General features: G+C 64.3%; 24 protein-coding genes. 12 read left to right on the top strand and 12 right to left on the bottom strand.

Annotated features, from left to right (window positions below):
- Nucleotides 1–121: 121 nt before the first annotated feature.
- The 4 genes from A8950_RS13385 to A8950_RS13370 are packed head-to-tail and all read right to left on the bottom strand — an operon-like array spanning nt 122 to nt 5300.
- Complete coding sequence (locus A8950_RS13385) at nt 122–730, bottom strand: sarcosine oxidase subunit gamma (protein WP_166645168.1); 609 nt, start codon at nt 728–730, stop codon at nt 122–124.
- Nucleotides 723–3737, bottom strand: a complete 3015-nt coding sequence (locus A8950_RS13380; RefSeq protein WP_133614185.1) for a sarcosine oxidase subunit alpha family protein — start codon at nt 3735–3737, stop codon at nt 723–725. The genes A8950_RS13385 and A8950_RS13380 overlap by 8 nt, the downstream gene beginning before the upstream one ends.
- Before the next feature lies 1 nt (nt 3738).
- Nucleotides 3739–4029: a sarcosine oxidase subunit delta gene (locus A8950_RS13375; RefSeq protein ID WP_133614184.1), complete on the bottom strand. Its 291-nt coding sequence runs from the start codon at nt 4027–4029 to the stop codon at nt 3739–3741.
- A 17-nt stretch (nt 4030–4046) separates the two neighbouring features.
- Complete coding sequence (locus A8950_RS13370) at nt 4047–5300, bottom strand: sarcosine oxidase subunit beta family protein (protein WP_133614183.1); 1254 nt, start codon at nt 5298–5300, stop codon at nt 4047–4049.
- A gap of 415 nt (nt 5301–5715) precedes the next feature.
- Here A8950_RS13370 and A8950_RS13365 point away from each other — a divergent pair, with 415 nt between their 5' ends.
- Nucleotides 5716–6720 carry a GlxA family transcriptional regulator gene (locus A8950_RS13365; protein WP_243735637.1) on the top strand — a complete coding sequence of 335 codons (1005 nt, stop codon included), beginning with the start codon at nt 5716–5718 and terminating at the stop codon, nt 6718–6720.
- A 35-nt stretch (nt 6721–6755) separates the two neighbouring features.
- Here the strand turns inward: A8950_RS13365 and A8950_RS13360 are convergent, their stop codons facing one another.
- The 4 genes from A8950_RS13360 to A8950_RS13345 all read right to left on the bottom strand — a co-directional run bounded on the left by A8950_RS13360 (nt 6756) and on the right by A8950_RS13345 (nt 10279).
- On the bottom strand, nt 6756–8657 hold the full coding sequence (locus A8950_RS13360) for an MASE3 domain-containing protein (RefSeq protein WP_133614182.1): 1902 nt from the start codon (nt 8655–8657) through the stop codon (nt 6756–6758).
- A gap of 155 nt (nt 8658–8812) precedes the next feature.
- The gene (locus tag A8950_RS13355) at nt 8813–9073 is read right to left on the bottom strand and encodes a hypothetical protein (protein ID WP_133614181.1); all 261 of its coding nucleotides are present in this window, start codon (nt 9071–9073) and stop codon (nt 8813–8815) included.
- Nucleotides 9074–9415: 342 nt separating this feature from the next.
- Nucleotides 9416–9694: a hypothetical protein gene (locus A8950_RS13350; protein ID WP_133614180.1), complete on the bottom strand. Its 279-nt coding sequence runs from the start codon at nt 9692–9694 to the stop codon at nt 9416–9418.
- A gap of 6 nt (nt 9695–9700) precedes the next feature.
- Nucleotides 9701–10279: an HD domain-containing protein gene (locus A8950_RS13345; protein WP_133614179.1), complete on the bottom strand. Its 579-nt coding sequence runs from the start codon at nt 10277–10279 to the stop codon at nt 9701–9703.
- Nucleotides 10280–10371: 92 nt separating this feature from the next.
- Between A8950_RS13345 and A8950_RS13340 the strand changes: the two genes are divergently transcribed.
- On the top strand, nt 10372–11079 hold the full coding sequence (locus tag A8950_RS13340; protein ID WP_133614178.1) for a 4Fe-4S dicluster domain-containing protein: 708 nt from the start codon (nt 10372–10374) through the stop codon (nt 11077–11079).
- Nucleotides 11080–11094: 15 nt separating this feature from the next.
- Here A8950_RS13340 and A8950_RS13335 read toward each other — a convergent pair whose 3' ends face one another.
- Nucleotides 11095–11607, bottom strand: a complete 513-nt coding sequence (locus A8950_RS13335) for a DUF4410 domain-containing protein (protein ID WP_133614177.1) — start codon at nt 11605–11607, stop codon at nt 11095–11097.
- Between the two features lie 570 nt (nt 11608–12177).
- Between A8950_RS13335 and A8950_RS13330 the strand changes: the two genes are divergently transcribed.
- On the top strand, nt 12178–13125 hold the full coding sequence (locus tag A8950_RS13330) for a hypothetical protein (protein ID WP_133614176.1): 948 nt from the start codon (nt 12178–12180) through the stop codon (nt 13123–13125).
- 190 nt (nt 13126–13315) lie between these two features.
- Nucleotides 13316–14854, top strand: a complete 1539-nt coding sequence (locus A8950_RS13325; RefSeq protein WP_133614175.1) for a trimethylamine methyltransferase family protein — start codon at nt 13316–13318, stop codon at nt 14852–14854.
- 28 nt (nt 14855–14882) lie between these two features.
- On the opposite strand, the gene A8950_RS13320 is transcribed toward A8950_RS13325, so the two are convergent.
- A complete protein-coding gene (locus A8950_RS13320; RefSeq protein WP_133614174.1) occupies nt 14883–15833 on the bottom strand; it encodes a fatty acid desaturase in 951 nt (316 codons plus the stop codon).
- A 141-nt stretch (nt 15834–15974) separates the two neighbouring features.
- On the opposite strand from A8950_RS13320, the gene A8950_RS19665 reads away from it, so the two are divergent.
- The 6 genes from A8950_RS19665 to A8950_RS13285 all read left to right on the top strand — a co-directional run bounded on the left by A8950_RS19665 (nt 15975) and on the right by A8950_RS13285 (nt 19941).
- On the top strand, nt 15975–16838 hold the full coding sequence (locus tag A8950_RS19665) for a GFA family protein (RefSeq protein WP_208109860.1): 864 nt from the start codon (nt 15975–15977) through the stop codon (nt 16836–16838).
- Nucleotides 16839–16860: 22 nt separating this feature from the next.
- A complete protein-coding gene (locus A8950_RS13305) occupies nt 16861–17676 on the top strand; it encodes a phosphate/phosphite/phosphonate ABC transporter substrate-binding protein (RefSeq protein WP_133614173.1) in 816 nt (271 codons plus the stop codon).
- Complete coding sequence (locus A8950_RS13300; RefSeq protein WP_133614172.1) at nt 17673–18641, top strand: DMT family transporter; 969 nt, start codon at nt 17673–17675, stop codon at nt 18639–18641. Before A8950_RS13305 ends, A8950_RS13300 begins: the two co-directional genes overlap by 4 nt.
- Nucleotides 18638–18865, top strand: a complete 228-nt coding sequence (locus A8950_RS13295) for a sulfurtransferase TusA family protein (RefSeq protein ID WP_133614171.1) — start codon at nt 18638–18640, stop codon at nt 18863–18865. The genes A8950_RS13300 and A8950_RS13295 overlap by 4 nt, the downstream gene beginning before the upstream one ends.
- A gap of 11 nt (nt 18866–18876) precedes the next feature.
- On the top strand, nt 18877–19254 hold the full coding sequence (gene crcB, locus A8950_RS13290) for a fluoride efflux transporter CrcB (RefSeq protein ID WP_133614170.1): 378 nt from the start codon (nt 18877–18879) through the stop codon (nt 19252–19254).
- An 84-nt stretch (nt 19255–19338) separates the two neighbouring features.
- Nucleotides 19339–19941, top strand: a complete 603-nt coding sequence (locus tag A8950_RS13285) for a cation transporter (protein ID WP_133614169.1) — start codon at nt 19339–19341, stop codon at nt 19939–19941.
- On the opposite strand, the gene A8950_RS13280 is transcribed toward A8950_RS13285, so the two are convergent.
- Together A8950_RS13280 and A8950_RS13275 are read right to left on the bottom strand one after the other, a co-directional pair.
- Nucleotides 19938–21074 (bottom strand): TAXI family TRAP transporter solute-binding subunit, encoded by a 1137-nt coding sequence (locus A8950_RS13280; RefSeq protein ID WP_133614168.1) that lies wholly within the window; start codon nt 21072–21074, stop codon nt 19938–19940. The genes A8950_RS13285 and A8950_RS13280 overlap by 4 nt on opposite strands.
- A gap of 124 nt (nt 21075–21198) precedes the next feature.
- A complete protein-coding gene (locus tag A8950_RS13275; protein ID WP_133614167.1) occupies nt 21199–22695 on the bottom strand; it encodes an N-acyl-D-amino-acid deacylase family protein in 1497 nt (498 codons plus the stop codon).
- 110 nt (nt 22696–22805) lie between these two features.
- Here A8950_RS13275 and A8950_RS13270 point away from each other — a divergent pair, with 110 nt between their 5' ends.
- Together A8950_RS13270 and A8950_RS13265 are read left to right on the top strand one after the other, a co-directional pair.
- A complete protein-coding gene (locus tag A8950_RS13270; protein WP_133614166.1) occupies nt 22806–24926 on the top strand; it encodes an acetate--CoA ligase family protein in 2121 nt (706 codons plus the stop codon).
- 149 nt (nt 24927–25075) lie between these two features.
- A complete protein-coding gene (locus tag A8950_RS13265; RefSeq protein ID WP_133614165.1) occupies nt 25076–26266 on the top strand; it encodes a pyridoxal-phosphate-dependent aminotransferase family protein in 1191 nt (396 codons plus the stop codon).
- The last annotated feature ends 9 nt before the right edge of the window (nt 26267–26275 follow it).

Genomic DNA, 26275 nt, shown 5'->3' with positions numbered 1-26275 from the left:
GGCAGGATGCGCCCGGCCTCTTGACCGTCTGGATAGCATGCCGACCGGGGCAGCGCCATGTCGCCGCCAAACAAAACGGGCCGCGCTGGACGCGGCCCGTTCTGTGTTCCGGTATCCGGTATCAATCGGCCCGGATCGCGGCGGTGAAATCCCGGTGCACCAGGCCGAACCACTGCCAGAGATAGTCCGAGAAGCTTTTCAGCACATAGATGTCATAGCTGGTCGCATCGCGCTGGTCGATCAGCACATTGGCCTTGGCAAGGCCGGTCTGGGCGCATTGGCCGGGACCGAAGACGCGGGGATGCAGATCCAGGCTGCAACCGCGCGCCAGCACCTCGCGAGCATCGGGGCCGGAGAGCGTGATGATTGTACGGCTTTCGCTCACGTCGATCACCGCCGCATGCTGGCCGGTGAAGGCCTGGCGCAACTCCGCAGCGAGCTTTTCCTCGGAACCGGCCGGCGCCGTCACCCAATATTCGGTGGGGCCAAGCCAGAGCAGGCGGAACTCGCCGGCTTGCGAGGTCGTGTTCGGCTTCACCGGCAGATCGGCGCCGGTCACGGCCTTCACCGCCTGCAGGAAGGCCGGATCACCCGGATTGCCGCGGACGTTGACGATGGCGCGGTGTGCGGCCTCGCCGATGAAGACGCGGGCATCCGCTGGAGATTGCGCGGCGGCGGCCTTGAGGCCGAAATGCTGCAGCGCCGAGCGGCGGTTATAGGCTTCAGGCATTGGCGGCAGCTCCATCCTGGAGGAAATCGGTCTTGGCGATGCGGGCGGCGACGACCTTGCCGTCATAGGGCAGGTAGACGGTCTGGCCCATGCGGTTGCGACCGTTCTTGATCACCGCCATGGCGATCGAGCGGTTCGCGTTGGGGCTCCAATAGCTCGAGGTCACGTGGCCGATCATGGTCATCGGCGGCTTGTCCTTGACATGTTCGACGATCTGCGCGCCCTCGGGCAGCACTTCCTGCGGGTTCTCGGTAAGGAGACCCACCAGGTGCTTGCGATCCGGCCGCGCCGTGTCCGAGCGCAGATGCGAGCGGCGGCCGATGAAGTCCGGCTTCGCCTTGCCGATGATCCATTCGAAGCCGAGATCCTGCGGCGTCATGGTGCCGTCAGTCTCCTGGCCGACGATGACGAAACCCTTCTCGGCGCGCAGCACGTGCAGTGCCTCGGTGCCGTAGGGGGTGATGTTGAACTCCTCGCCGGCGCTCATCAGCGCACGCCAGACATGGAGCGCATAGCTCGGCGGCACGTTGACTTCGAAGGAGAGCGCGCCGGTGAAGCTGATGCGGAAGATGCGCGCCTTCACGCCGGCAACCTCGCAATCGCGCCAGCTCATGAAGGGGAAGGCTTCCTCCGACAGGTCGATGCCGCTGACGACCTTTTCCAGCACCTTGCGGGAATTGGGGCCGTTGAGGGCGAAGACCGCCCATTGCTCGGTGACGCTGGTGAAATAGACCTTGCGGTCGGGCCATTCGCACTGATGCCATTCCTCCAGCCAGGACAGCACGCGGGCGGCGCCGCCGGTGGTGGTGGTCATGTGGAAATGGTTTTCCGCGATGCGGCTGGTGACGCCGTCATCGAACACCATGCCGTCCTCGCCGCACATGAAACCATAGCGGCACTTGCCTGGCTCCAGCTTGGTCCAGGCATTGGTGTAGACCATGTTGAGGAACCAGGCGGCATCCGGCCCCTGGATGTCGATCTTGCCGAGGGTCGAGGCATCGACGATGCCGACCGAATCGCGTGTCGCCTTCACCTCGCGGTTGACCGCGTCGTGCATGCTTTCACCGGCCTTCGGATAGTACCAGGCGCGATGCCACTGGCCGACGCATTCAAAGGCGGCGCCGTGATCGGCGTGCCACTGGTGGATCGGTGTCTTGCGGATGGGATCCAGGAAATCGCCCTTGTCGGGTCCGGCGAAGACACCGAAGGTGACCGGCGTATAGGGCGGGCGGAAGGTCGTGGTGCCGACCTCCGGAATGTTCATGCCGCGGAGGCCCGCCATGATGGCGAGCGCGTTGACGTTGCTGGTCTTGCCCTGGTCGGTCGCCATGCCCATGGTGGTGTAGCGCTTCAGGTGCTCGACCGAGAGATAGCCCTCGCGATGCGCCAGCATCACGTCGGCGGCGGTGACGTCATTCTGGTAGTCGACGAAATGCTTGCCGCCCTGGCCGACCGGCTTGTCCGAAGGGACGATCCACATCGGGCGCAGAGGCTCTGCCGCCGGTTCCGCTTCGGCGCCGGCGGCGCTGCCGGCGGCATTCGTAAAGCCGAAACGCCTGGCTGCCTCGGCGCCGGCCTCATGGCCCTCCGCCAGGCAATCGGCGAGGCCGAAGACGCCCTTGGCAGCGCCCACCGAGACGTTGTTCTGGCCCGGCATCACCGGACCCGGCACGAAGGCGTGCAATTCCTCGTTCCACACCACCTTGGCACGGGTCTGGGAATGGAGATGCACGGTCGGCTGCCAGCCGCCCGAGCTCAGCACCGTGTCGCAATAGATATGGCGCACGCCGCCCGTCACCGACTTGCCGTCGGCGGAAAGCGACATGACGTCGACTTCCTTGACCTGCTTCGCGCCCTTCACATGGGTAATGGCGGAGTTTGCGATCACCTCGATGCCCTTGTCGCGGGTTGCCTGGACCAGGGCGCCCTGCGGATTGGCACGCAAATCGACCACAGCCGCGACCGAGACGCCGGCTGCGGCGAAATCGAGCGCGGTCTGATAGGCCGTGTCGTTATTGGTAAGGATCACCACGCGCTGGCCCGGTGCCGTGCCATAGCGGTTCACATAGGTACGGCCGGCCGAGGCCAGCATGCAGCCTGGGCGGTCGTTGTCGCTATAGACCAGCGGCCGCTCGATCGAGCCGGTGGCGAGGATGACTTCCCTGGCGCGGATGCGCCACAGGCGCTGGCGCGGGCCGCTCGCATTGGGGCCGATATGGTCGGTGATGCGCTCGACGCAGGAGAGCATGTTGGCGTCGAGATAGGCGAAGGCGGTGGTACGCGTCAGCACCTTCACTTCCGGCATGGCGGCAAGTTCGGCCTCGGCCGCCGCGACCCAATCCATGGCCGGCTTGCCGTCGATGCTGCGATCGCGCTCGGAAAGCAGGCTGCCGCCGAGTTCCGATTGCTCATCGACCAGGACGACGCGGGCGCCGGCGCGGCCGGCGGCGAGGGCAGCCGCAATGCCGGCGGGTCCGCCGCCAACGACCATCACGTCGCAATGGCCATAGACCTTGTCATAGCGGTCGGGATCCGCCTCGGTCGAGCCGGTGCCGAGGCCGGCCATGCGGCGGATGAACTTCTCATAGAAGAGCCAGCCATCCTTCGGCCATTTGAAGGTCTTGTAGTAGAAGCCCGACGGGAAAAAGCGGCTGAGGCACGAATTGACGGCGCCGAGGTCGAAATCAAGGCTGGGCCATCGGTTCTGGCTGGCGGTGGTGAGTCCGTCATAGAGCTCGATCTGCGGCGCGCGGGTGTTGGGTTCGCGACGGTTGCCGGTGCCGACCTCGATCAGCGCATTCGGTTCCTCGGCTCCTGCCGAGACGATGCCGCGCGGGCGGTGATACTTGAACGAGCGGCCGACCAGGGTGACGCCATTGGCCAGCAGGGCGGAAGCGAGGCTGTCGCCCTGATAGCCGTAATAGGCCTTGCCGTCGAAGGTGAAGCGCACCGGGCGCGAACGGTCGATGCGGCCGCCGGTTGCCAGGCGGTTCTTCTGCGCGCTCATGTTACTTCTGCTCCAGGTTCGGGGCCGGCTCGCCCATCGGATAGACCTTGATGATTTCGTGCGTCACCGTGTGGCGCGCGACGTTGAACCATTGGCGGCAGCCGCGGCTATGGACCCAGCGCTCGAAATGGACGCCCTTGGGGTTCTTTCGCATGAACAGGTAGTCGGCCCATTCCGCATCCGACATGGTCTGCTGCTGCTCCAGCGTCGGGCGCGCGATATGCGCCTCGTGGCCATAGGAGAATTCGTGCTCGTCGCGGGGTCCGCAATAGGGGCAGGAAATGAGAAGCATGTGGGTATGTCTCTCGCTTAGTGCGCTACGCCGGCGGCGCCGTGCTCGTCGATGAGGTAACCGCTGGTGAAGCGGTCCAGGGCGAAGGGGACGGCCAGCGGATGCGGCTCGCCCCGCGCGATGGTATGCGCGAAGACGTTGCCGGATCCCGGCGTCGCCTTGAAGCCGCCGGTACCCCAGCCGCAATTGATGAACAGGTTCTCGACCGGCGTCTTGCCGATGATGGGCGAAGCGTCCGGGCAGGTGTCAACGATGCCGCCCCATTGCCGCAGCATGCGCAGGCGGCCAAAGCAGGGGAAGAGGTCGGTCAGCGCATTGAGCTGGTTCTCGATGATGAAGGGCGAGCCCACCTGCGCGTAGGAGGTATAGGCGTCGATGCCGGCACCCAGCACCAGTTCGCCCTTGTCCGACTGGCTGACATAGACGTGGACCTGGGGCGACATGACGACGGTATTGAGAATCGGCTTGATCGGCTCGGAGACGAGGGCTTGCAGCGGATGGCTCTCGACCGGCAGGCGGAAGCCGGCCATGCCGGCGAGCACACCTGAATGGCCGGCGACGACGATGCCGACCTTCTTCGCGCCGATAGGCCCACGCGTGGTCTCGACGCCCTTCACCACGCCGTTTTCGATCCTGAAGCCGGTAACCTCGGTATTCTGCAGGATGTCGACGCCACGCTCGTCGGCCTTGCGGGCGAAGCCCCAGGCGACGGCATCATGGCGGGCGACACCGCCGCGGCGCTGCAGCGACGCCCCCATGATGGGATAGCGGGCGGTTGCCGAGCAATCCAGGATCGGCACCATTTCCTTGATCTGCTCGGGTGTCAGGATCTCGCTGTCGATGCCATTGAGCTGGATCGCATAGACGCGGCGGCGCAGGGCCTGCATGTCATGCTGCGTATGCGCGAGATTCATCAGGCCGCGCTGGCTGAACATGACATTGTAGTTGAGGTCCTGGGTCAGGCCCTCGAACAGTTTGAGCGAGTGCTCGTAAAGGTGCGCCGATTCATCCCACAGATAGTTGGACCGCACGATGGTCGTGTTGCGCCCGGTATTGCCACCACCCAGCCAGCCCTTTTCGAGCACCGCGACATTGGTGATGCCGTGTTCCTTGGCCAGGTAATAGGCTGTGGCGAGGCCATGGCCGCCGCCGCCGATGACGATCACGTCGTATTCCGGCTTGGGAGCCGGGCTGCGCCAGGCCTCCTGCCAGTCCTGGTGATAGTTGAGGGCGTTCCGAACCAGGGTGAAGATCGAATAATTCTGCTTCATGGCGATCCCGAATGGGGTGGCGAGGATGTCGTGGTCCAGGCCGGATTTTGCACTGCAATATCGATGACGCCGGATCATGGCAAGACGGGCCAGCGGATTCCGCCGATGCCGCGCCATCTATTGTCCCGTTAACGCCGCCGGTCAAGGCGTCGCAGAGAGGGCAGCCAGGAACAGGTGGGGCGGCCGCTTCAGCGGCAACCAAATCCCCGAAGAAATTGGGGCTGCCGGGTACATTTGCACGCCGATACAGGAAATTGGACGGAGCAAGCTGCGACATCAGCGGATCAGAAAATCTTGACCATTGGTATGATTAAATGTTCCCGTCGCGCCATTTTGCCTATGGACGACATGTCGGAAATACGATAATTGGCGTCCGCTCGCCGCTTTGGCCAGCCATTCGCTCCGGAGGATACCCGTGTTCGGTGACATGCCCGCCAAGTTGCCGCAGAGAATTGCCTTCCTGCTGGTGCCGAACTTCTCGATGATCGCCTTCACCTCGGCGGTCGAGCCCCTGCGCCTCGCCAATCGCGTTGCCGGCAAAGAGCTCTATTCCTGGCACCTGTTGTCGCCGGACGGGAAGCCGATCAATGCCTCCAACGGCATCCTGCTGACGCCGGAGGGCCCGACGGACCAGATCGTCAATTTCGACACGATCATCCTGTGCAGCGGCGTCAACGGCCATCTCTACGAGGACAAGAACGTCTTCGCGCTGCTGCGCCGGGCTGACCGGCAGGGGGCCGATATCGGGGCGCTGTGTACCGGTGCACACATCCTGGCGAAGGCCAACCTGCTAAACGGGTATCGCTGCACGATCCATTGGGAGAATCTGGCGAGCTTTGCCGAGAACTTTCCCGAGATCGAGGCGACATCGGAACTGTTCGAGATCGACCGCAACCGCTTCACCTGCTCGGGCGGCACGGCGGCGCTCGACATGATGCTCAACCTCATTTCGCAGCAGCATGGCCATGAACTGGCCGCGGCGGTATCCGAGCAGTTCATCCACGAACGCATCCGCGACCGCCACGACCACCAGCGCATGGCGCTGACCGCGCGGCTCGGCGTGCGCCATCCGAAGCTGATCCAGGTCATCCAGCAGATGGAGGCCAATCTGGAGGAGCCGCTGGACCGCGCCGACCTCGCCGAGGCGGCCGGGCTTTCCAGCCGCCAGATGGAGCGCCTGTTCGCGAAATACCTGCACCGCTCGCCGGCGCGCTATTACGTGGAATTGCGCCTGCATCGCGCGCGCCTGCTGCTGTTGCAGACCAACATGTCGGTGATCGACGTAGCGCTGGCCTGCGGCTTCGTCTCGGCGTCGCATTTCTCGAAATGCTACCGCGACTTCTTCGGCAAGACGCCGCGCCGCGAACGGGCGACTCCGACGCCACTACCGCGCATGTCGATGGCCAGCGCCGCCGCCTAGCAGGCGATCAGGCCAGGGCGGTCAGGCCAGGGCGGTCAGGCCAGGGCGGCGAGGGAAGGGGGAGCGAGGCGCGTGCGGGGCAGGATGACCTTGACCGTCGTCCCCTGGTCCGGCGCGCTGTCGATGATGAGTCGGCCGCCATGCAGTTCGGTCAGTGCCTTGGCGATGGCGAGGCCGAGGCCGATACCCTGGTGGCGCCGTGCATGCGAGGATTCGACCTGGACGAAGGCTTCGGTGACACGCGCCAGGTCTTCCGAAGCGATGCCGATTCCCGTATCGGCGATCGAGAGCGTGATTTCCCCGGTCGGACCAACCTGGCTGGAAATTTCCACGCGGCCGCCGGCGGGTGTGAACTTGCAGGCATTGGACAGCAGATTGAGCAGGATCTGACGCAGCGCGCGTTCGTCTGCACGCAGGGTGATCGTACCCCGCGGTGGCTCCACCGTCAGATTGAGGTGCGCAGCCTGGGGTGCTACCAGGCGGACGCAATCGGCGATCACGCTGGCGAGGTCTAGATCGGCCTCGTTCAGCACGATCTGTCCGCTCTCGATGCGGGCGATATCCAGCAGGTCGGCTACGATGGCCAACAGGTGTTGGCCGCTGTCATGGATGTCGCCGGCATAGTCGCGATAGCGCTCATTGCCGATCGGGCCGAAGCTCTCGCGGCGGATGATGTCGGAAAATCCCAGAATGGCATTGAGCGGGGTGCGCAGTTCGTGGCTCATGTTTGCCAGGAACTCGCTCTTGGCCCGGCTGGACCGCTCAGCATGCGCGATCGCCTGGCGCAATTGCTCCTCGTGCCGTTTGCGCTCGGTGATGTCGCGGATGATGGCCTGGATCTCGCCACTGGCGAGGTGTCGGGCATTGATCTCCAGCACGGTATCCGGGGCGTCCTTGGCCCGCAGACGGCTTTCCCACAACTCGAATTCGTCGGCATTGCCCCCGGCAGGGGCCGAACGCCAATCGGCGATCAACTCCTTGATCTGGTGACCGAGGACGCCGGTGGCGGAGAAAATCTCCAGGGCACGTCGGTTGGCATCGACAACCCGGCCCGCTGCATTGACGCGAACGATCGCATCGGCCGCCTGCTGCAGGATCTGCCGGTACTTCTCCTCCGATTGCCGCAGCCTGACATAGGGCAGCATCAGCGCGTTCACGAAGACGGCACGATAGAGCAGATAGGTCGCCAGCACCTTGTAGACATGGCCGAGCAGGTTGAAAGTGTCATAGACACTGGCATAGAGCGTGAAGGCCAACTCGCTGACGGCAAAGATCAGGGCGGCTGCCACCAGCGCCGGGCTGCGGAAGGAGGACTGGCCTTGTTCCGGTCGCAGCCAGATGGCAAGTGCCGCCAGCAGATAGAGGCCGCAGATGGTGTATTCGAGGCCGATCTTCAGGGGGGTGAGGCCGCTGTCGGGAACAAAGGTGCTGGGCAGCCGGCCCTGATGAAACAAGATCAGGAAGAAGCTGATCGCGACATAGCCCAGAGCTGCCCCCGCCGCGATGCGTCGCAGCCTGGGGCCGGCCATCCATTGCGTTGGCGCAAAGGCGACGACCAGCAGGGTGACGACACTGGCCAATCGTGCCGCCAGCCAGAACAGAATCGCCTTTTCCGCCCCTGACGGGGTGACGAAGACCGGCATGCCGGAATAGGAAAGCGTGTGGGCGGTGTCGAGCAGGGCGACCGCCAGAAAACCCGCGGCCAGGACAGCCAGATGCCCCGAACGGCTGTCGCGATGCGCGTTCCAGCCGATCCCCGTCACCATAACAGCGACGGCGATCGAGAACAGTTCGATGAAGGTATGGACCGGCAGGTAGCTGTCGGCGTCCGACAAAAGTTGGAAGTCCACGACGACAAAGGCAACCGGGAAGAGCAGCGCCGTCGCCGCGGCCAGCATGAAAGCCTGGCGATTGTTGGTTGGGATGGGGATGGTCACGGACGGCACCCCGCAATATTGCGGGGTGTCAGATTGGCGCAATGAAATCGGCTGTCTGGCGCTGCTTCGGGCATCTGGCAATCGGCGTCGGAACGGCCCCCGATTACCGCATAAACAACGTTAACAATCCATTACATTATTTAGGGATATAAGCCTCAACAGGCGAGCGTATCGAAAAAACTCTGCTGCGGCTCCTCGACCTCTTGCGCGTCGACCGGATTGGCCGGCCTTGTGCCGGGCTGCTGCATGTACTCGCGGAAATAGTCGCTGAAATCGTAGACGTCGACCGCCGCGGGGGCATTGCCTGCATTGTCGTTGGCCGGCGTCTTGACCGGATCCGCCAGCGCGATGCTGGCGCCGACAAAGAAGCAGACCAGGATCATGACCAGCGTGGCGATGCTCATCAGGCGGAACATGGGAAATCTCTCATCCAGCTTCGGCGCCGCGGCGCCCTTTGATGCTGGGAGAGTAAGCCCGCCCGCGCCAGAAATCTGTGACGGCAGGCACAATCGCGCGTGGCAGGTTTTCCGTCTTGTAGAGTTTGCCGCTGGACCGTCAATCCCGGGTGCAATGACCGCAGGCAAGCCAGATGCCGAGGGCGGCCAACGGGGCGGCATACATCAGGGTGCCGCCCAGTCCCGGCCGCCGATCCTGATCACCCCGCCGCAGGACCGCGCCCGCAACTCATTTAATCGGCTGGGTGATTGCTTTCCTCCGAAAACCAGCGAGGCCGAGGTTCGTCCGGTCTGGAGCCAATGCTACCCGCCGAACGTCACCTTCCAATACTCCAGCGCGCAGGAGACGAGCGGCGGCAGATTGGGGTGCTTGTCCTTCATCGCCGCCTCGGCGACGGCGCCACCGGAGAGGTTCTGCATCAGGGCCGCGCCGAGGTCGCTGCCGAGTTGGCTGCCCTTTGCCTCGCGGGCCACCATTTTCTGCTCCAGCGCGTCGCAGGCGCCGGAGGCCGATTCCAATACCTGCGGCGCCCAGAGAAAGGCGACGGCCAGCAGGACAATGACGAGGACAAGGCGACGCATGGCTCGTTACTCCATGCTGGCGCGCTTGACGCCGAAGGGCGGCCGCGCAAAGAGGCGCTGCACCATCGGCTCGAACACCTCGATGGGGGCGGTGTCGTAATCCGGGTCGAAGCTGTTCTGGTCGTATTTGTGGCAGAAATCGGCGGTATGCTGGAAATGCGGGTGGCCGCGGTATTTGTCGCGCTCGTTGCGGTCCATCCCCAGGTGGTGGAAATAGTAGTAGCCCTGGAAGATGCCGTGATGCTCGATCATCCAGTAGTTCCGCTCGCTGACATATGGGCGCAGGATGCTGGCCGCGAGCTGCGAATGGTTTTCTGGAGCCAACAGGTCGCCGATGTCGTGGAGCAGGGCGCAGACGATCATTTCCTCGTCCTGGCCGTCGCGCATCGCCCTTGTGGCGGATTGCAGCGAGTGCTGGTAGCGGTCGATCCTGTAGCCCATCCTGTCGCCGGCCAGAAGCTTCAGGTTGGCCAGCAGATTGTCCGCCAAGCCGTGATTTAGCTTCTGATAGATCCGGTCGAGAAACTGGTATTCCTCGTAGGTGCCATCCTCCATGCGGATGAAACTGACGGTTTCCGAATCCATGACGACGCTTCCTGGCTATTGTAGGCAAGTGGCTGCAGGCACTCTAATGACTCTTTCCCCGATCGGTCCAGAGCGGCATTAACGAATTCCTCATGGCCCAGGAATCCACCATCCTTGCGACGTTGCGTGCCGCCCTGGCGGCGCACGGCCTTGAGATTCGGGGTGGTTTCGCTATCCGGGACGACGACGCGCTGCCAGCACTGCCGGATGGTGCGCCGGCACGGAGCGTCATCCTGATCGGCAATGTCGGCGGCGCGATGTGGCCCGCCTTTGCCGCATCGCGCGAGCGACTGGTGCCGGCGGGGAGCACCGATCCACTGGACGACTGGACCCGGGCGGTGATCGGTCCGCTGTCTGGCCGACTGGGTGCGCTGGCGCTTTATCCGTTCGAGGGGCCGCCCTATTTTCCGTTTCAGCGCTGGGCGGAACGCGCCGAAGCGGTCCACCCATCGCCGCTCATGATCTATATCCACCCGCAGCATGGCCTGTGGCACGCCTATCGCGCGGTGCTGCTGTTGCCGGACGAGGTCAGCTTTGCGCGGGAGCAGACGGCGCGGCCCTGCGATACCTGCGCCGGGCAGCCATGCCTCTCTGCCTGTCCGGTCGGTGCCTTTACTGGAACGGGCTTCGACGACATGACCTGCGCGCGGCATGTCGACAGTGACGCCGGCACGGAATGCCGGGAACGCGGCTGCCTCGCCCGGCGCGCCTGCCCCGTGGGCGCCGGGCTGGCCTATCCGCGCGCCCAGATGGCATTCCACATGGAAGCCTTCCTCGCGCGGCGGCGAAACCGGTCGTGAGCAGTTCCGTTCGATTCAGCGCAGCGAGGCGACGATCTTCTCGACAACCTTGCCGATGGCGTCGTCCATGTCGTTCTCGGAGGAAAGCGGGTGCGCTGCAGAGGCACCCGTGACCGTGAAATCTGCCACCTTCTCGCCATTGACGCTTTCGGTCAGCAGGCAATGCGCGGCCAGCTGGTTTTCGCCGGCGAGAACGCCAAGGAAGATGCGCGCCCCTTGCGATACGGCGCGGACGCCGTCGATCGACACGACCAGGCGGTAATCCGCCGGATCGCTCGGATGCACGACCTGCTTGAAGACGCCATTGGCCACCAGGCCGCCGAAGAGGGAGGAGCGCAGCTTCTGCAGGACGGATTCAGTGTCCTCGTCGGCTTCGCTGCCGACTGCCTTGACTTCGAGGGCGACGACGCTGTCGCTGGAGATGGACGCGGATTTGGGCTGGCTGACGGCCACTTTGGCGGAGGCGCTGCAGGCGGCAAGGGTGCCGGATATGACCAGCAGGACGGCGAACTTCAGAAGGGCGTGCATTTGGATTTCCGATGAAGATGGGGCCCTGCCGCAGCGGGGCGGATTTCGGTGGCGGCAGATCTTAATCCCATCCGGCAGCGCAAGTACAGCTATTACGTGTAATTATTATGCTTAATATTCGCTTTCAGGCCTGTTCAGTGCGCCGCTCAGTAAAGCGAGCCACGAACCGGCCGGCGGGTTTATGCGACCAAGGCGCGGGTTCCCTGCTATCTTAAATGAGGAATATCGTGCTTCTCGACGGAATTAAACCATTTCTGTTACTCGGCCTGGCGGCTTGCCTGATGGTGTGCGGCGCCCTCTTTGCCGGATTTCTCGCAGGCGGCGGCATGAATGGTTAGGCGACATCCGGTCTGGTCGAACATTCTCTTGGGTCCGGAATGGCGCCGCGCGGCGCCGTTTACCTTCGCCAGCTCCGGAACGATATCTACCGGACACGGTGTAAAATCCTGTGACATAAAGAGAAATCTGCCCCCGAGGGATCACGGGCCGGCCATTCCTGCTTGTCCCGGCAGGAGTCGATGGGTTATCTACAAGACCAACTGATCATCGACCAAGCAGGGGGAGGGCCACTTGCGCTCACTCGTTCGTAGGCTGGCGCGCCTTGGCGCCGGTGCGGCCATGTCTCTTGGCCTGACACTCGGGGCCGCGCAGGCGGCTGAAGTGACCATCATGGCAGTCGAGGCTGCCGGCGGTCCGCAGGTCAAGGAGGCCGTCGCCTGGAGTATCGTCCGGATCGACAAGGAAACCGGCAAGCCGGAAAAAGCACCGACCCTGTCAGGTACGGGGGCACAGCTCAAGGGCAAGCTTGAGCCGGGGCAATATATCGTCACCGCCGCCCTCGGCCAAACCAAGGCAACCCAGGCCATCCTGGTGGGCGAGAAGGCGACCACGCGTTCGATCGTCCTTGCGACGCCCGGCAAGCAGGTTGCCTCGGCTGCTGTCGCCAAGCCGGTTTCCGGCCTTCCGGCCGAGGTTTCCATCAATATGAAGCTCAGCAAGGGCGAGAAACCGGTCAAGGACCCGGTCCACTGGGAAGTATACGAGTACCGCAAGGGTGCGACCGAATCGGGCGCCCTGGTGATGGAGCAGAAGGCCGCCGTGGGCAAGTTCGTCTTGCCGGCAGGTTCCTATGTTGTGCGCGCAAAGTTCAAGGGCACCCAGGCTGATCTCGTCATTCCGCTGGAGCCCGGCAATTCCTTCAAGTACACGCTCAACCTTTATGCCGGCTATGCCAAGCTCTCTGCCCTCAAGCCGGGCAAGAAGAAGGCGCTGGGCGAAGTGACCTGGCAGGTGCTGAAGCAGCACCCCAACAAGCCCGGGGTCTACGAGGAAGTCGCCAACAGCAACCAGCCCAACCCGACCATCATGCTGCGCGAAGGCCGCTATATCGCCGTGGCCCGCGTCGGCAAGGAGCTGTGGGGCAGCGAGAACATCCAGGTGATCTCCGGCGAAACGATCTCGAAGAAGGTCAACCTCAAGGAAGGCGTCGGCGCCCCGGAAGTCGCCTCGGCCAACTAAGCCGGGCAGCTGGAGCCCATTTTCTCAAGGGTGCCGGAGCCACTAGGTTCCGGCACCCTTTTTCATGCGGCCAAATTCCGCGCCGGCCAAATTCCTCGCCGGAATGCCGTCCATGAGACTTTCTGACGCCCCTCACGCACGGCGTTTGCTAGGGTAGCCGCAGAAACAACTCATCGGATCGAGGCACATCATGTCCCGCGAAGCGGCGCGCGAGGCGCGCGGTCGTCGCAACACCAGGCAGGCGAAGGGGCTGAAGCAGCTTCCCTGGCGAACCTACCGCAACAATTACGATCCCATCCGCGTGCTTTCAGAGGACCAGCTGGAGGCGATCCACCAGGCCTCGCTCCGGATCCTCAAGGAGATCGGCATCGAATTCCTTGAGGAGAACGCTCTCCGCATATTGAAGGAGCAGGGGGCCGATGTCAGGCCGGGCTCGAACCTGGTGCGTTTCGATCCCGACCTGATCCTGGAAAAGATCAGGACGGTCCCGAAGACTTTTACCCTGCATGCGCGCAACCCGGCACACAACCTGACCTTCGGCGCCAATCACGTCAATTTCGGCTCTGTGGCCTCGGCACCCAACGTCTCCGATCTCGATCGGGGACGCCGGCCCGGCAATTTCGAGGATTACTGCAATCTGCTGCGCCTCGCGCAGTCGCTCAATGTGGTGCAGTTCCTCGGCGGCTATCCGGTCGAGCCCGCCGATCTGCCGCCCAATACGCGCCATCTCGATGCGCTATACATGGCGGCGACGCTGACCGACAAGGTCTGGCATCCCTATTCGCTGGGCAATGAGCGGATCGAGGACGCGATCGAATTGATGGCACTTGCCCGCGGCATCTCGAAGGAGCAGCTGGCGAAGGAGCCATCGGTCTTTTCGATCATCAACAGCAATTCTCCGCTGCGCCTCGACACGCCGATGCTGCAGGGATTGCAGGCGATGGCGAAGGCCGGCCAGCCGATCGTGTTGACCCCCTTCACCCTATCGGGCGCCATGGCGCCGGCGACGATCGCAGGAGCGCTGGCCCAGGCCAATGCCGAGGCGTTGGCCGGACTCGCTTTCACCCAGATGGTCAATCCGGGGGTGCCTTGCGTCTATGGCGGCTTTACCTCGAATGTCGACATGAAGACCGGGGCGCCCGCCTTCGGCACGCCGGAATACACCCGTGCTGCCATGGCCGGCGGCCAGCTGGCGCGCAGATACGGCTTTCCCTATCGATCGTCCAATGCCTGCGCTGCCAATGCGGTCGATGCCCAGGCCGCCTATGAATCCGAGATGTCGCTGTGGGGCGCCGTGATGGGCCACGCCAATCTGATCCTGCACGGTGCCGGGTGGATGGAGGGCGGCCTCGTCGCTTCGTTCGAAAAGATGGTGATCGATGCCGAGATGATCCAGGGCATGGCCGAGTTCCTGCAACCTCTCGACACGTCGGAGGCGGCGCTGGGGCTTGATGCCATGAAGGAAGTGGGGCCTGGCGGCCATTTCTTTGGCTGCGCCCACACGCTGGAGCGCTATGAGACCGCTTTCTATTCGCCGCTGGTTTCCGACTGGCGCAATTTCGAGAACTGGCGCTTGGCCGGCGCGCAGGATGCGGCGCAGCGGGCGAATGCGCTCTGGAAACAGGCGCTCGGCGATTACGAGCAGCCGGCGATCGATCCCGCCATCGACGAAGCGATGCGGGCCTTTGTCGCCCGGCGCAAGGAAGAGGGCGGGGTAAAGCAGATATAGGAGGCCGTCGCGGCTGCAGCCCCGACGGTTAGGTGCCCGGATGGATGATCGGTTCCTTCGGGCGCAGCAGGTAGCTCCGCGCCAAGGCGAGATAGCCGCCGGGAACGAAGTAATGCCCGTTGCCCTCGAGCAGCGCCGGCTTCAGATCACGATAGCGCTGCGGGCGCTTCCACCAGGCGAGGCCAGGCTCGCGGTGATGCAGCGCATGGAGGTTGTTCCACAGGAACATGACGCTCCAGAAGGCGCCGGCTTCCAGGATGATGGTGCGGTGGCCTTCCTGCGGCATGGCGCGATGTTCGGCATAGGAGCGCAACAGCGCCATCGCGGTGCCGGGATAGGCGATAAGGGCGACATACGCCCAGAAGGGAATCTGGCACAGACCGACAACCCAATAGAGGATGAGGGCGGTGGTCGGGACATGCCAGGCCCAGGCCATCAGCTCCCGCCGGTCGCCGACCCGGATCGCGTGCGGAATGCCGGCGAAGACTCCGGCAGTGAAATAAGCCGGACCAAGCAGCAGGCGGCCCGCCATGCTGCGCATGGCTTGCCGTACCAGGCGATGCAACGTCGACATGGCGTCGTATTGCGCCTGAGTCAGGTAGTTGGATTCGGGATCGATGCCGGGGGCAGTCAGATCCTCGTCGATATGGTGCTTCAGATGGCTGCGGACATAGAGGTCGTAAGGCATCCACAGCCACAGCGACCAGCCGGCAAACAGCCGGTTGAGCGCGGCAGCGCGGAACGGGTAGCCGTGGACGGCTTCATGCTGCAATGAGCCGTGCAGGCAGATGAGCGGGGCGCCAAGCGCCAGCACCGCCCACCAGGGCAGGGTGTGGTAGTTCCAGGTGAGCAGGAAAAAGCCAAGATAGATGGCGAGGCCGAGGAAAAGTGTAGGCAGGTCGGCGATGTACTCGTGCCGACCGGCATCCCCCTTGTTCAGTATCCGCGCGGGGGTCGCGGCGATGGTCTCAGCCGACATGGTCCGAAAGAGCCTAAGGAAGTTACGGGGTTATCATTCTCCAATTGTGACATTTCAGCAATGAAGAAAAACTACTACCCCGTTGAATTGCCGCCGCTATGCTCGACCGGGTCCGAGAAAATTGGTTAAAGGCAGGACGACGTGACGGAAATACAGACCCGGCGGGGCGAATGCCTGTGCGGCGCAGTCCGGTTCGAGACGCTGGGGCAGCTGACGGCGCCGACGGCGTGCCATTGCGGCATGTGCCGTCGCTGGCACGGGGCGCTGGGCGTATATACTTCGGCATCGAACGCCGCGTTCCGGCTTTCCGGCGGGGAAAACCTCGGCTGGTACCGCTCCGGCCCCGAATCCGAGCGTGGCTTCTGCCGGATTTGCGGCTCCAGCCTGTTCTGGCGCCTGGTCGACGGCGATCAGATCGACATCGCCATGGGCGCAATCAACCCGCCGACCGGCCTCAGGCTTGACCGCCATATCTGGGTCGCCCACCGGGGCGACTATTACGGGATTGGCGATGGTCTGCCCCAATATGCGGCGTCTTCGACCGGGGCGGAGCCGGCCGCACCCGCGCCGCCCCTGCCGGCGGTTGGCATCCAGCCGGACCGCCACAGCGGCAATTGCCTGTGCGGCAGTGTGCAGTTTTCAGTCAACGGATCGATGCGCGACATCAGCACCTGCCATTGCCGGCAATGCCAACGCTGGCATGGCCATGCGGCCGAGTACAGCAAGGCAAGGTGGGTGCAGCTGGATCTTATCGGCGCCAATTATCTGCTTTGGTACCGTTCGTCGGATACGGCGCGACGCGGCTCCTGCCGGGTCTGCGGTGCCAGCCTGTTCTGGGAACGCCATGGCGCCGATGCGGTCTCGATTGCTGCCGGCGCGCTCAATCCCCCCACGGGTCTGCGAGTGCGCCACCATATCTTCGTCGTCGAGGGTGAGGATTACAGCGACATTGTCGACGGGTTGCCGCAATACCCCGGAACCGGCGGCGACAGCTTGCCTTTCTAGGCGACAGGAGAATGGGGAAAAGATGAGCGCCGATACGGTTGTCGCCCTGCCGATGTACGATCTGCCGGAGGTGGCGGCCGCCACCGACGCGTTCTGGGCCGGGTTACGCAGCCATCTGGTCGCAGCCGGTGTCACCGAGCTGCCGCAGCAACGCATCCAGCCGGATGAAGCCTATGCCCATTGGCTCGACGACCATCTGCTGTTGTCCCAGACCTGTGGCTATCCGCTGACACATATCCTGCGGGATCGCGTTCGCTACCTGGCGACGCCGAGCTATGCGGCCGAGGGTTGCGGTGAGGGGACCTATTGCAGCTTCATCGTCCTGCGCAGTGACGATGCGGCACGGACCGGCATCGATCTGGCCGGACGCAAGGCGGCGTTCAACGGCACGGATTCGCAATCCGGCTATAACGTCCTGCGGCTCTATCTGGCGGAAGGCGGACTTGCACCGGGATCGTTGGGCGGCGCAGTCGAGAGCGGGAGCCACCGCCGCTCGGTCGCCATGGTCAAGACGGGTGTGGCCGATTTCTGCGCGGTCGATTGCGTCACCTGGGCGCTCCTCGAAAAACATGCGCCGGGCGAGGTCGCCGGGCTGAAGATCGTGGCGCAGTCCGAGCCGGCCCCCTGCCTGCCGTTCATTACCGGCCTGCGGACGCCGGTGGAGAACATCGGTTGTCTGCGCGTCGGCCTGATCGCCGCCGGCAACGACCCGGTACTTGAAACTGCGCGCGCGGCACTGCTGCTAGATTCGGTACTGGTGCTCGACGAATCCGCCTATGACGTGATTCTGGATCAGGAACGTCGTGCCGCCGCCGCCGGTTGGAGCGCGCTCGCATGAAAGCGGCCCACAACATTGCCGCACCGGCCGGGAACGGTGTCCTGCTGCCGAGCCTTGCCATGGTCGGCTCCACCCTGTTCTGGGGTACGATGTGGATCGGCCTGCGCGAGATCGACGCCGCCGGCATGCCGGCAACGCTGGGCGGCACCATGGTCTATGGGCTGCCGGCGATAGTGCTGTTGCCGGTGTTGCTGTGGCGCTGGCGCGGCCTTAAGGGCCAGCACAAGGGCTTGCTCCTGTGCGGCGCGCCGCTCGCCCTCTGCAATATCCTCTTCGCCATGGCGGTGGTGACCGGCGAAATCGGCATGGTCGTCCTCATGTTCTACCTGTCGCCGATCTGGTCGACCGTGCTGGAGCGGATATTGCTGCGCGTCCACATTTCGCCCCTGCGCTGGGCCGGGATCGCGCTCGCCATCGCCGGCCTGCTGGTGCTTCAGGGCGGCAACGGGCGCCTGCCGCTGCCGTCGAATGCGTCGGAATGGATGGGACTCGTGGCCGGCCTGTGCTGGGCGGTTGCTCTATTGGCGGCGCGGATGTGGCCGCAGGTCTCGGTGTTCGACAAGTCCATCGTGCAGTTTGTCTGCGCCCTGCCGATCGGGATCGCCGTCTTCCTGTTGGTCAGCGCCACCTTTCTGCCGGGCGAGTGGCCGGAGCCGGTCAGCTTCTTCAATGCGCTCCCCTGGGCGGCGATCACCATCTGCCTCTGGGTGATCCCCTCGCTATTGCTGAGCCTCTGGGGCGCGGCGCGCCTGTCGCCCGGACGCGCCAATATCCTGATGATGTTCGAGGTGGTAGTGGGCGTGGGCTCCGGCGCTCTATTGGCCGGCGAGGCGCTGGGCTGGAGCAAGGTTCTGGGCGGTGTCCTCATCATCAGCGCCAGCGTGCTGGAAAGCTGGCAAGCGACACGAGAGGCGAGAGCCGCACATAAGACCGGGGCGGCCGGGCGGAAAGGGGCGACAACATGATCCGGCAATACGATGCGCGTGGGCTCAAATGCCCAATTCCGGTCCTGAAGGCCCGCAAGATCATCAAGGAGTTGCAGCCGGGCGACATCCTAGAGATCGACGCCACCGACCCGGGTGCGCCGAAGGATTTCGCCCATTTCTGCGAGGTGACGGGCAACCGGCTGCTCGACGGCGGAGAGCCGGAACCGGGCGTCTTTCGCATCCGGGTCGAAGTGGCGGGCTAGCGGAGAATGCGATGAGCTACCTGATCGTTTTCCTCGGCGCCGGCATCGGCGGTGCCCTGCGTCATGGCGTAAATCTCGGATCCTTGCGCCTGTTCGGGCAGGGTTTTCCGCTGGGCACACTTGTCGTCAATGTCCTTGGATCGCTGCTGATGGGCCTGATCGCCGGCTACTTCGCGTTCAAGGGCGAGGCCCCGCAATCGCTGCGCCTGTTCCTGACCACCGGTATCCTCGGCGGTTTCACAACCTTCTCCGCCTTCTCGCTGGATGCAGCCCTGCTTTACGAGCGCGGCGCCATCGGCCAGGCGGTGTTGTATGTGCTTGGGTCGGTGTTTCTGTCGCTGCTCGGCATCGCTCTCGGCCTTGCCGCCATTCGCTGGGGCGTCAAGTGAAGTCCGTCGCTCTCACCTGGCAGTTCTGGGCATGGCGTTGATCGCCATGGGTGCAGTGCTGGTTACCTATCGTGGGTAAGACCCATGCCCCTTGACCGGCTGACAACGAGTTTGCGGCGGGCCGTCGCGATTGTCGCCGGCGCTAATCTGGCCTATTTCTGTGTTGAATTCTGGGTTGCCCACTCGATCGGATCGGTCGCGCTGTTTGCCGACAGCATCGATTTCCTCGAAGACACCTCGGTCAATTTGCTCATTCTGGTGGCGCTGGGATGGTCGGTCGCAAACCGGGCGCGCGTCGGCATGGTGCTGGCCGGATTGCTGATGGTTCCCGCCGGTGCGGCCCTGTGGACCGCCTGGGAGAAGCTGGGCGAGCCTAGCGTGCCGGCGGCCTCTCTCCTGGGTTTAACCGGATTCGGCGCACTTGTGGTCAATCTCGGCTGCGCCCTGCTGCTGGCGAGATTTCGCGCTGCCGAGGGAAGCCTGACCAAGGCGGCGTTCCTCTCGGCCCGGAACGACGCGTTGGCCAACGTGGCGATCATCCTGGCCGGATCTCTCACGCTGTTCTGGCCGTCGGTCTGGCCGGATGTCATCGTCGGCATCGGCATCGCCGTGATCAATGCGGATGCTGCCGTCGAAGTCTGGCGGGCGGCGCGGCGCGAGCGGGACGGCGGAAAGCTGCGTGCCTAGTTTGTCGGCGCGCTTTCACCGACATTGCCGTCCTTGTCGGGACGCAGGGCCGCCGGCAGGAAACGGGTGACGCCCTTCTCGTCGTAGTAGCGCAGCGCGCCGGGATGGAACGGCACACTGACCCCGGCGAGGGCGAGGTCGAGATCGAGCGGCCGGCCGCTGGCCAGGGCCTGGTCCTGCAGGCGGCGGCTGGTCATCGCCCAGACAGCGCGCGTGAGCTCATAGGCGGTTTCGTCATCCAGGCTCCGTGACACCAGCCAGACGGCGACCAGTTCCAGGGTCTGGGTCTGGCCGACACCCTTGAACCGCTCGGGCGAGATGGCGCCGGCTGAGTAGTAGGGCGTGGACTTGACGATCTTGTCCGCCACTTCACCCACGATCGGCAGCAGGCGGATCGGCATCGCTTCGGCCAGGGCCGTCACGTCGCGGCTGTCGGGGGCATCGACCACGATCATGGCGTCGATCTTGCCGGCCTTGAGCGCCTCGCCAGCGGTGGCGACGTCGTCATAGCGTCCCTTGTAGCTCTTGGTGGTCAGCCCGTAATGGGCCAGGACCTGGCGCGCCGTCAGCATGTTGTCGCTGTTCTCGAGGCCGAGATTGACCTTCTTGCCCTTGAGCCCGGCGATGTCGGCGATCTTGGATTCAGCCGGCAAGATGATTTTCACATTGATACGCCCCAGGCCGGCGATGGCGCGAAAATCCTTGGCTGCGCCCGGTTTCTTGAAGGCATCCTTGCCGGCGAAGGCCAGATAGGCGATGTCGGCCTGGGCGACCGCGGATTCGATGGCGCCGTCGCGCAGCAGGGCCAGATTGTCGACCGAGCCGGTAGAGGTTTGCGCCAGGCCGATCATGCCCGGAATGCCGCAGGAGCCGCCTTCCTCGCAGCTGCGCGAGCCGGGCGGGTTGCTGATGGCGCCGCTGACCAGACCGGCGAGGTCGGAGACTGGCGTGCCAGGTGCGCCGGCGCCGATGCGGAAATAGCTCAGATCCTGGGCCAGTGCCGTGCCGGGCTTGCCACCCGTCCCCTCGCCAAAACCGATCCGCGTGAGACCGAAGGCGACCGCGGCGCCGATTGCGGCCAGACCCAGCAACAAGGCGCACCGCGCCAGCAACCGACGGGTCGCAGCGGGCATGTCATTCAGCGGGGATCGGGACACGGCAGCCTGCCAAAACGCACGAGAACTTTAGTCCTTGACATATAAGGTCAAACCCCATGAGTCGCCAATGACAACACGGCAATCATGGTGTGCGTTTTGATCAAAAGTCTGCGAGCGCCATCACACGTGGTTGCGAAAGGGCCGAGTTGCCAAGCGCCGCCTTGCGCCGCAGCGGACGGCCGCCGCGGATCCCCGTCGGTTTGCCGCCCCGCCACACAAAGGCCCCATTTACAAGCACATCCGTTATGCCCTCGCTCTGCGCCGTCGGCTCGGTGAAGGTGGCACGGTCGACGACCCGAGCGGGATCGAATAGCGTCACATCGGCAAAGGCGCCGACAGCCAGTTTGCCGCGATCGATGAGGCCAAAGCGGCCTGCGGTCAAACCCGTCATCTTGTGGATCGCGGTCTCGAGGTCGAACAGGCCGAGGTCACGGGAATAATGACCCAGCACGCGCGGGAAACTGCCCCAGGCGCGGGGATGGTTGAATTCGCCGCCCGGCAATCCATCGCTGCCGATCATGGTCGGCGGATAGGACAGGATCGCTTGCACATCTGCCTCGTCCTGGCAGAAATAGATGGCGCCACCGGGTGCCAAGCGTTCAGCGGCGGCGATGCGGTCGAGGCCCCATTCGGCGGCAATGTCGTCGAGATAACGGTTGGCCGCGTCGGGATGCGGTTTCGAGAAGGTGACGAGAATCCGCGATGCCGAGATCACGAAGGCCGGGTCGATGATCGTGCAGGCGGCGTTGTAGGGATAGACGTCGAGGCCGACCGCCTGTTCCTGGCGCACCCGTTCGATCTGCGGCAGCGACCAGGATACATGGCCGATATTGTCCGGTCCGTCTCCTTGCAGGTGCGAGAGGATTACCGGCGCCCCCGACCGGCGGCCGATCTCCAGTGCCTCGTCGAGGGCGGCACGGAAATGGTCGTCGTAGTTGCGGGCGTGGGTAGTGAAGAGGCCGCCCATTCCGGCCGCCACTTCGGCCAGGGCCACGACCTCGTCGGTATCGGCCGCCTTGTTGCTGGGATATTCGAGGCCGGTCGAGATACCGACGGCGCCATCTGCCAGCGCCTCTGCCAGCAAGGCCCGCATCGCGGCGATCTCGTCCGCCTTGGCCGGGCGGTCGAGGTCGCTCATGCAGCCGACACGAAGTGCCGAATGGCCGACCAGGGCGACCGTGTTAACGGCCGCCGGCGTCGCCTCGAGCGCGGCGAAATAATCCGCCATGCGGGGGAAGCGATACCAGGCCGGGTCGCCCAGCAGGAAATCCGCCGGGTATGAATCGCGCGGCGCGAGTGGGGCAGCGCTGAAGCCGCAATTGCCGATCACCGTGGTAGTACAGCCTTGCGAGGTCTTGAAGACCATGTCCGGCTGGGTGAAGAGCGCGATATCATCATGGGAATGGGCATCGATGAAGCCAGGCGCCACGATCAGGCCGCTGGCATCGATCTCAGTCCGGCCCCGGGCAGCGGCCAAATCACCGATGGCGGCGATGCGATCGCCGTCCACGGCGAGGTCGGCCTCGAAGCGTCGCGCGCAGGTTCCGTCGATGAGCGTCCCATGGCGGATGATGATGTCGTGAAGGGAACCGGTCATGGCATGCTACCTGTCGTAATTAATCATGGAGATGGCGGATTGTCTCAAGCCCGTCGATCCCCCAATCAGCCACTTCTAGCCGCAACCGAGCGACATTGGAATCCCCGCCCATGAACAGCCTTTCGCCGAGCAAGCCCGTCAACCAGGCCAAGCGCCAGGCCAATATCCGCCGCCTGCTGAAGCCGCGCCACGTCTGCATCGTGGCGGGCCAGGCCCTCAGCGACGCCATCGCACGCTGCGACGCCGCCGGCTTCGGCGGCGAGGTCTGGGTGGTGAACCCGAAATACGAAACGCTCGGTGGGCGCAAATGCTATCCCTCCATCGCCGCCCTGCCGGAAGCGCCGGATGCCACCTTCATTGCCGTGCCGCGCGAGGCGACGATCGAAATCCTGAAGGAGCTGAACGCGCGCGGCGCCGGTGGCGCCATCTGTTATGCGGCGGGCTTTGCGGAAGTGGGTGGCGAGGGTGTCGGCCTGCAGCGGCAGCTGATCGAGGCGGCGGGCGACCTCGCGGTGGTGGGGCCGAACTGCTACGGCATCCTCAATTATCTCGACGGCATCATCCTGTGGCCGGCCGGCCATAACGGACAAAAGGTCGAGACCGGCTGCGCTCTGGTGGCGCAAAGCGGCAATATCGCCCTAAACCTCACCTATAACGACCGCTCGGTGCCGTTCGCCTATGTCATCACCTCGGGCAACCAGGTGGTCCTCAACGTCGCCGATTTTGTCGATGCGTTGGCCGAGGACCCGAAGGTGACCGCGATCGGCCTCTATATCGAGGCGGTGAGCGACATCCCGGCCTTCAGCCGCGCTGCTGCCAAGGCGCTCGCCGCCGGCAAGCCGCTGATCGCCCTCAAGGCCGGCAAGTCGGAGTTGGGTTCGGCGCTGGCGATGAGCCATACCTCGTCGCTGGCCGGCAGCGACCGCATGTATGCCGCGCTGTTCGACCGCCTGGGCGTCATTCGTGTCAATTCCGTCCCTGACCTCCTCGAGACGATGAAGTTCATTTCCATCGCCGGCCTGCCCAAGGGCGACAGCCTCGCCGTCTTCACCTGCTCGGGTGGCGACGGGCTGATGACGGCCGATCTGGCCGAGGAAATGGGCCTGACCCTGAAGCCGCATGCGCCGGACCAGGTGACGGATTTGAAGGCGCAGCTGCCGAATTTTGCCAGCGTCACCAATCCGCTGGACTACAACACCTCGCTCTGGGGGCATGAGGACCTGCTGACCAAGTGCTTCGGCACCGTCATGCGCGGCCATTACGACGCCGGCATGCTGATCATCGACTATGCAGTCGATGGCCAAGCGGCGCTTGATGCCTGCAACGCCTCGGTGAACGCGCTGATCGCCGCCTGTCAAGCGCATGGCAAGATGCCGATCGTCACCGCGACCATGCCGGAATTGCTGCCGGCTCATGCGCGCGAGATGATGGCGCCGCGCCATGCCGCCCCCATGCAGGGCCTACCCGAAGCGATGCGCGCCTTTGCCGCCACCGCCCGTTTTGCCCGCCAGCGCGCCCATATGGGCGATGAAACCCTGGTCCTGCCGGCGACGCCGGTGCTGGAAGGCAAGACCCGGGTCGTATCGGAACACGACGCCAAGCAGGCGCTGGTGGCGCACGGGCTCAACGTGCCCAAAAGCCGTGTGGTCGCGCCGGCCGAGGCCGCCAAGGCGGCCGCCGAACTGGGTTTCCCCGTTGTGGTGAAGGTGGCTACCCCGGTGATTGCCCACAAGACCGAAGCGGGCGCCGTCGCGGTCAATCTGAAATCGGCGGCGGAGGTCGATGCGGCCGTCGCCCGCATGCACGAATCCGTCGCCGCCTATGAAAAGGGCCTCAAGATCGAGCAGGTACTGGTCGAGGCGATGGTCAAGGACGTCGTCGCCGAACTCATCATCGGCGTCAAGCGCGATCCGCAATTCGGCCTCGCTTTGGTGATCGGCGCCGGCGGCATTTTGGTCGAGATGGTCGAGGATTCGGCGCTATTGCTGCTCCCCACCACAAGGGACAAGGTCGAGGCGGCGATCCGGGAACTCAAGATCGCCAAGCTGCTGCAGGGCTATCGCGGCAAGGCGGCGGGCGATGTCGGCGCCGTGGTCGATGCCGTGATGGCAGTGGCAAGCTATGCCGAGGCGCATCGCTGCGACCTGGTCGAGCTTGACGTCAATCCGCTGATGGTCCTGTCGAAAGGTGCGGTGGCGGTCGACGCACTCATTGTCCAAGCGGATAAATAGCGCAAAGATTACGCTGTCATTTTGCGGTTCCCGCCATTCGCGGCGTTGCATCATTGAAGCGCGTCGCTTTCGAGCCAGCGCGACGATCCAGCTGCACCTGACGATGCGTATCAAGACAACGCAACTCAGCCAGGGGCGGCGCGAAGAAAATGGCTTATCAACCAGGTCGTCAGTTTCTCCAGATTCCCGGCCCGACCAATATTCCCGATCGGGTGTTGCGGGCCATCGCCCAACCGGTGCTCGATCATCGCGGCCCGGAATTCGCGAAGCTCGCGGCCGAGCTGCTGGTCAGGATCCGGCCGATATTCAAGACGCGGCAGCCGGTGCTTATATTCCCGGCCTCGGGCACCGGCGCTTGGGAATCAGCCCTCGTCAACACGCTCTCGCCGGGCGACAGGGTGCTGGGCTTCGACAGCGGCCAGTTTGCGCTGCTCTGGACCCAAATGGCGCGCAAGATGGGTTTCGAAGTGGAAACGCTGGCAACCGATTGGCGTCGGGCACCCGACCCTGCCGCGATCGAGGCGGCGCTGTCCGCCGACCGCGAGAAGACGATCAAGGCGGTGCTGCTGGTTCATAACGAGACCGCCAATGGCTGCATGAGCCGGGTGGCAGAAATCCGTGCCGCCATGGACCGGGCGCATCACCCGGCCTTGCTGCTGGTCGATACAATCTCGTCACTGGGTTCGGCCGATTTCCGCATGGACGAATGGGGCGTCGATGTCGCCATCGGCGGTTCGCAGAAGGGGCTGATGCTGCCGGCGGGACTTGCCTTCTGCGGCGTGAGCGAGAAGGCGATTGCCGCGTCGAAGCAGGCGAAGAGCCCGCGCTGCTTCTGGGATTGGGAGCCGCTGCTGGCCAATACCGGCGGCAATTTCCCCTATACGCCGGCCTGCAACCTGTTCTTCGGTTTGCGCGAGGCGCTCGACCTCATTGATGCCGAGGGGTTGGAGAACATCTTCACCCGCCACGCCCGCCATGCCGAGGCGACGCGCCGGGCGATTCGCGGCTGGGGCCTCGAGATCGTCTGCGCCGAGCCAAGGGATTACAGCCAGTCGATCACGGCAGCCTTCATGCCCGACGGCCATTCCGCCGATTCCTTCCGCAAGCTGGTGCTGGAGCGCTTCAACATGCCCTTGGGCGCCGGTCTCGGCCGTCTCGCCGACAAGGCGTTCCGCATTGGCCATCTTGGCGATACCAATGATCTGATGTTGGGCGGGACCCTGTTCGGTGTCGAGATGGGCCTTGTTGCGGCAAATGTGCCGCACAACGCCGGCGGTGTGATGGCGGCGCTTTCCTATCTTGCCGAACGCAGCGGCGAGGCAGGCCGCATCGCCGCCTAGCGGGGCTTG

It is taken from the genome of Dongia mobilis, from assembly GCF_004363235.1.
GTDB classification, from domain to species: Bacteria; Pseudomonadota; Alphaproteobacteria; order Dongiales; family Dongiaceae; genus Dongia; species Dongia mobilis.
The sequence above is the reverse complement of the archived record's forward strand: the minus strand, read 5'-3'. Positions and strand labels throughout refer to the sequence as shown.

Coding starts and splice junctions, on each gene's coding strand:
- A8950_RS13385 (WP_166645168.1), bottom strand. CDS start 730: ATGCCTGAAGCCTATAACCGCCGCTCGGCGCTGCAGCATTTCGGCCTC.
- A8950_RS13380 (WP_133614185.1), bottom strand. CDS start 3,737: ATGAGCGCGCAGAAGAACCGCCTGGCAACCGGCGGCCGCATCGACCGT.
- A8950_RS13375 (WP_133614184.1), bottom strand. CDS start 4,029: ATGCTTCTCATTTCCTGCCCCTATTGCGGACCCCGCGACGAGCACGAA.
- A8950_RS13370 (WP_133614183.1), bottom strand. CDS start 5,300: ATGAAGCAGAATTATTCGATCTTCACCCTGGTTCGGAACGCCCTCAAC.
- A8950_RS13355 (WP_133614181.1), bottom strand. CDS start 9,073: ATGTTCCGCCTGATGAGCATCGCCACGCTGGTCATGATCCTGGTCTGC.
- A8950_RS13350 (WP_133614180.1), bottom strand. CDS start 9,694: ATGCGTCGCCTTGTCCTCGTCATTGTCCTGCTGGCCGTCGCCTTTCTC.
- A8950_RS13345 (WP_133614179.1), bottom strand. CDS start 10,279: ATGGATTCGGAAACCGTCAGTTTCATCCGCATGGAGGATGGCACCTAC.
- A8950_RS13340 (WP_133614178.1), top strand. CDS start 10,372: ATGGCCCAGGAATCCACCATCCTTGCGACGTTGCGTGCCGCCCTGGCG.
- A8950_RS13335 (WP_133614177.1), bottom strand. CDS start 11,607: ATGCACGCCCTTCTGAAGTTCGCCGTCCTGCTGGTCATATCCGGCACC.
- A8950_RS13325 (WP_133614175.1), top strand. CDS start 13,316: ATGTCCCGCGAAGCGGCGCGCGAGGCGCGCGGTCGTCGCAACACCAGG.
- A8950_RS13320 (WP_133614174.1), bottom strand. CDS start 15,833: ATGTCGGCTGAGACCATCGCCGCGACCCCCGCGCGGATACTGAACAAG.
- A8950_RS13305 (WP_133614173.1), top strand. CDS start 16,861: ATGAGCGCCGATACGGTTGTCGCCCTGCCGATGTACGATCTGCCGGAG.
- A8950_RS13300 (WP_133614172.1), top strand. CDS start 17,673: ATGAAAGCGGCCCACAACATTGCCGCACCGGCCGGGAACGGTGTCCTG.
- A8950_RS13295 (WP_133614171.1), top strand. CDS start 18,638: ATGATCCGGCAATACGATGCGCGTGGGCTCAAATGCCCAATTCCGGTC.
- crcB (WP_133614170.1), top strand. CDS start 18,877: ATGAGCTACCTGATCGTTTTCCTCGGCGCCGGCATCGGCGGTGCCCTG.
- A8950_RS13285 (WP_133614169.1), top strand. CDS start 19,339: ATGCCCCTTGACCGGCTGACAACGAGTTTGCGGCGGGCCGTCGCGATT.
- A8950_RS13280 (WP_133614168.1), bottom strand. CDS start 21,074: ATGCCCGCTGCGACCCGTCGGTTGCTGGCGCGGTGCGCCTTGTTGCTG.
- A8950_RS13275 (WP_133614167.1), bottom strand. CDS start 22,695: ATGACCGGTTCCCTTCACGACATCATCATCCGCCATGGGACGCTCATC.
- A8950_RS13270 (WP_133614166.1), top strand. CDS start 22,806: ATGAACAGCCTTTCGCCGAGCAAGCCCGTCAACCAGGCCAAGCGCCAG.
- A8950_RS13265 (WP_133614165.1), top strand. CDS start 25,076: ATGGCTTATCAACCAGGTCGTCAGTTTCTCCAGATTCCCGGCCCGACC.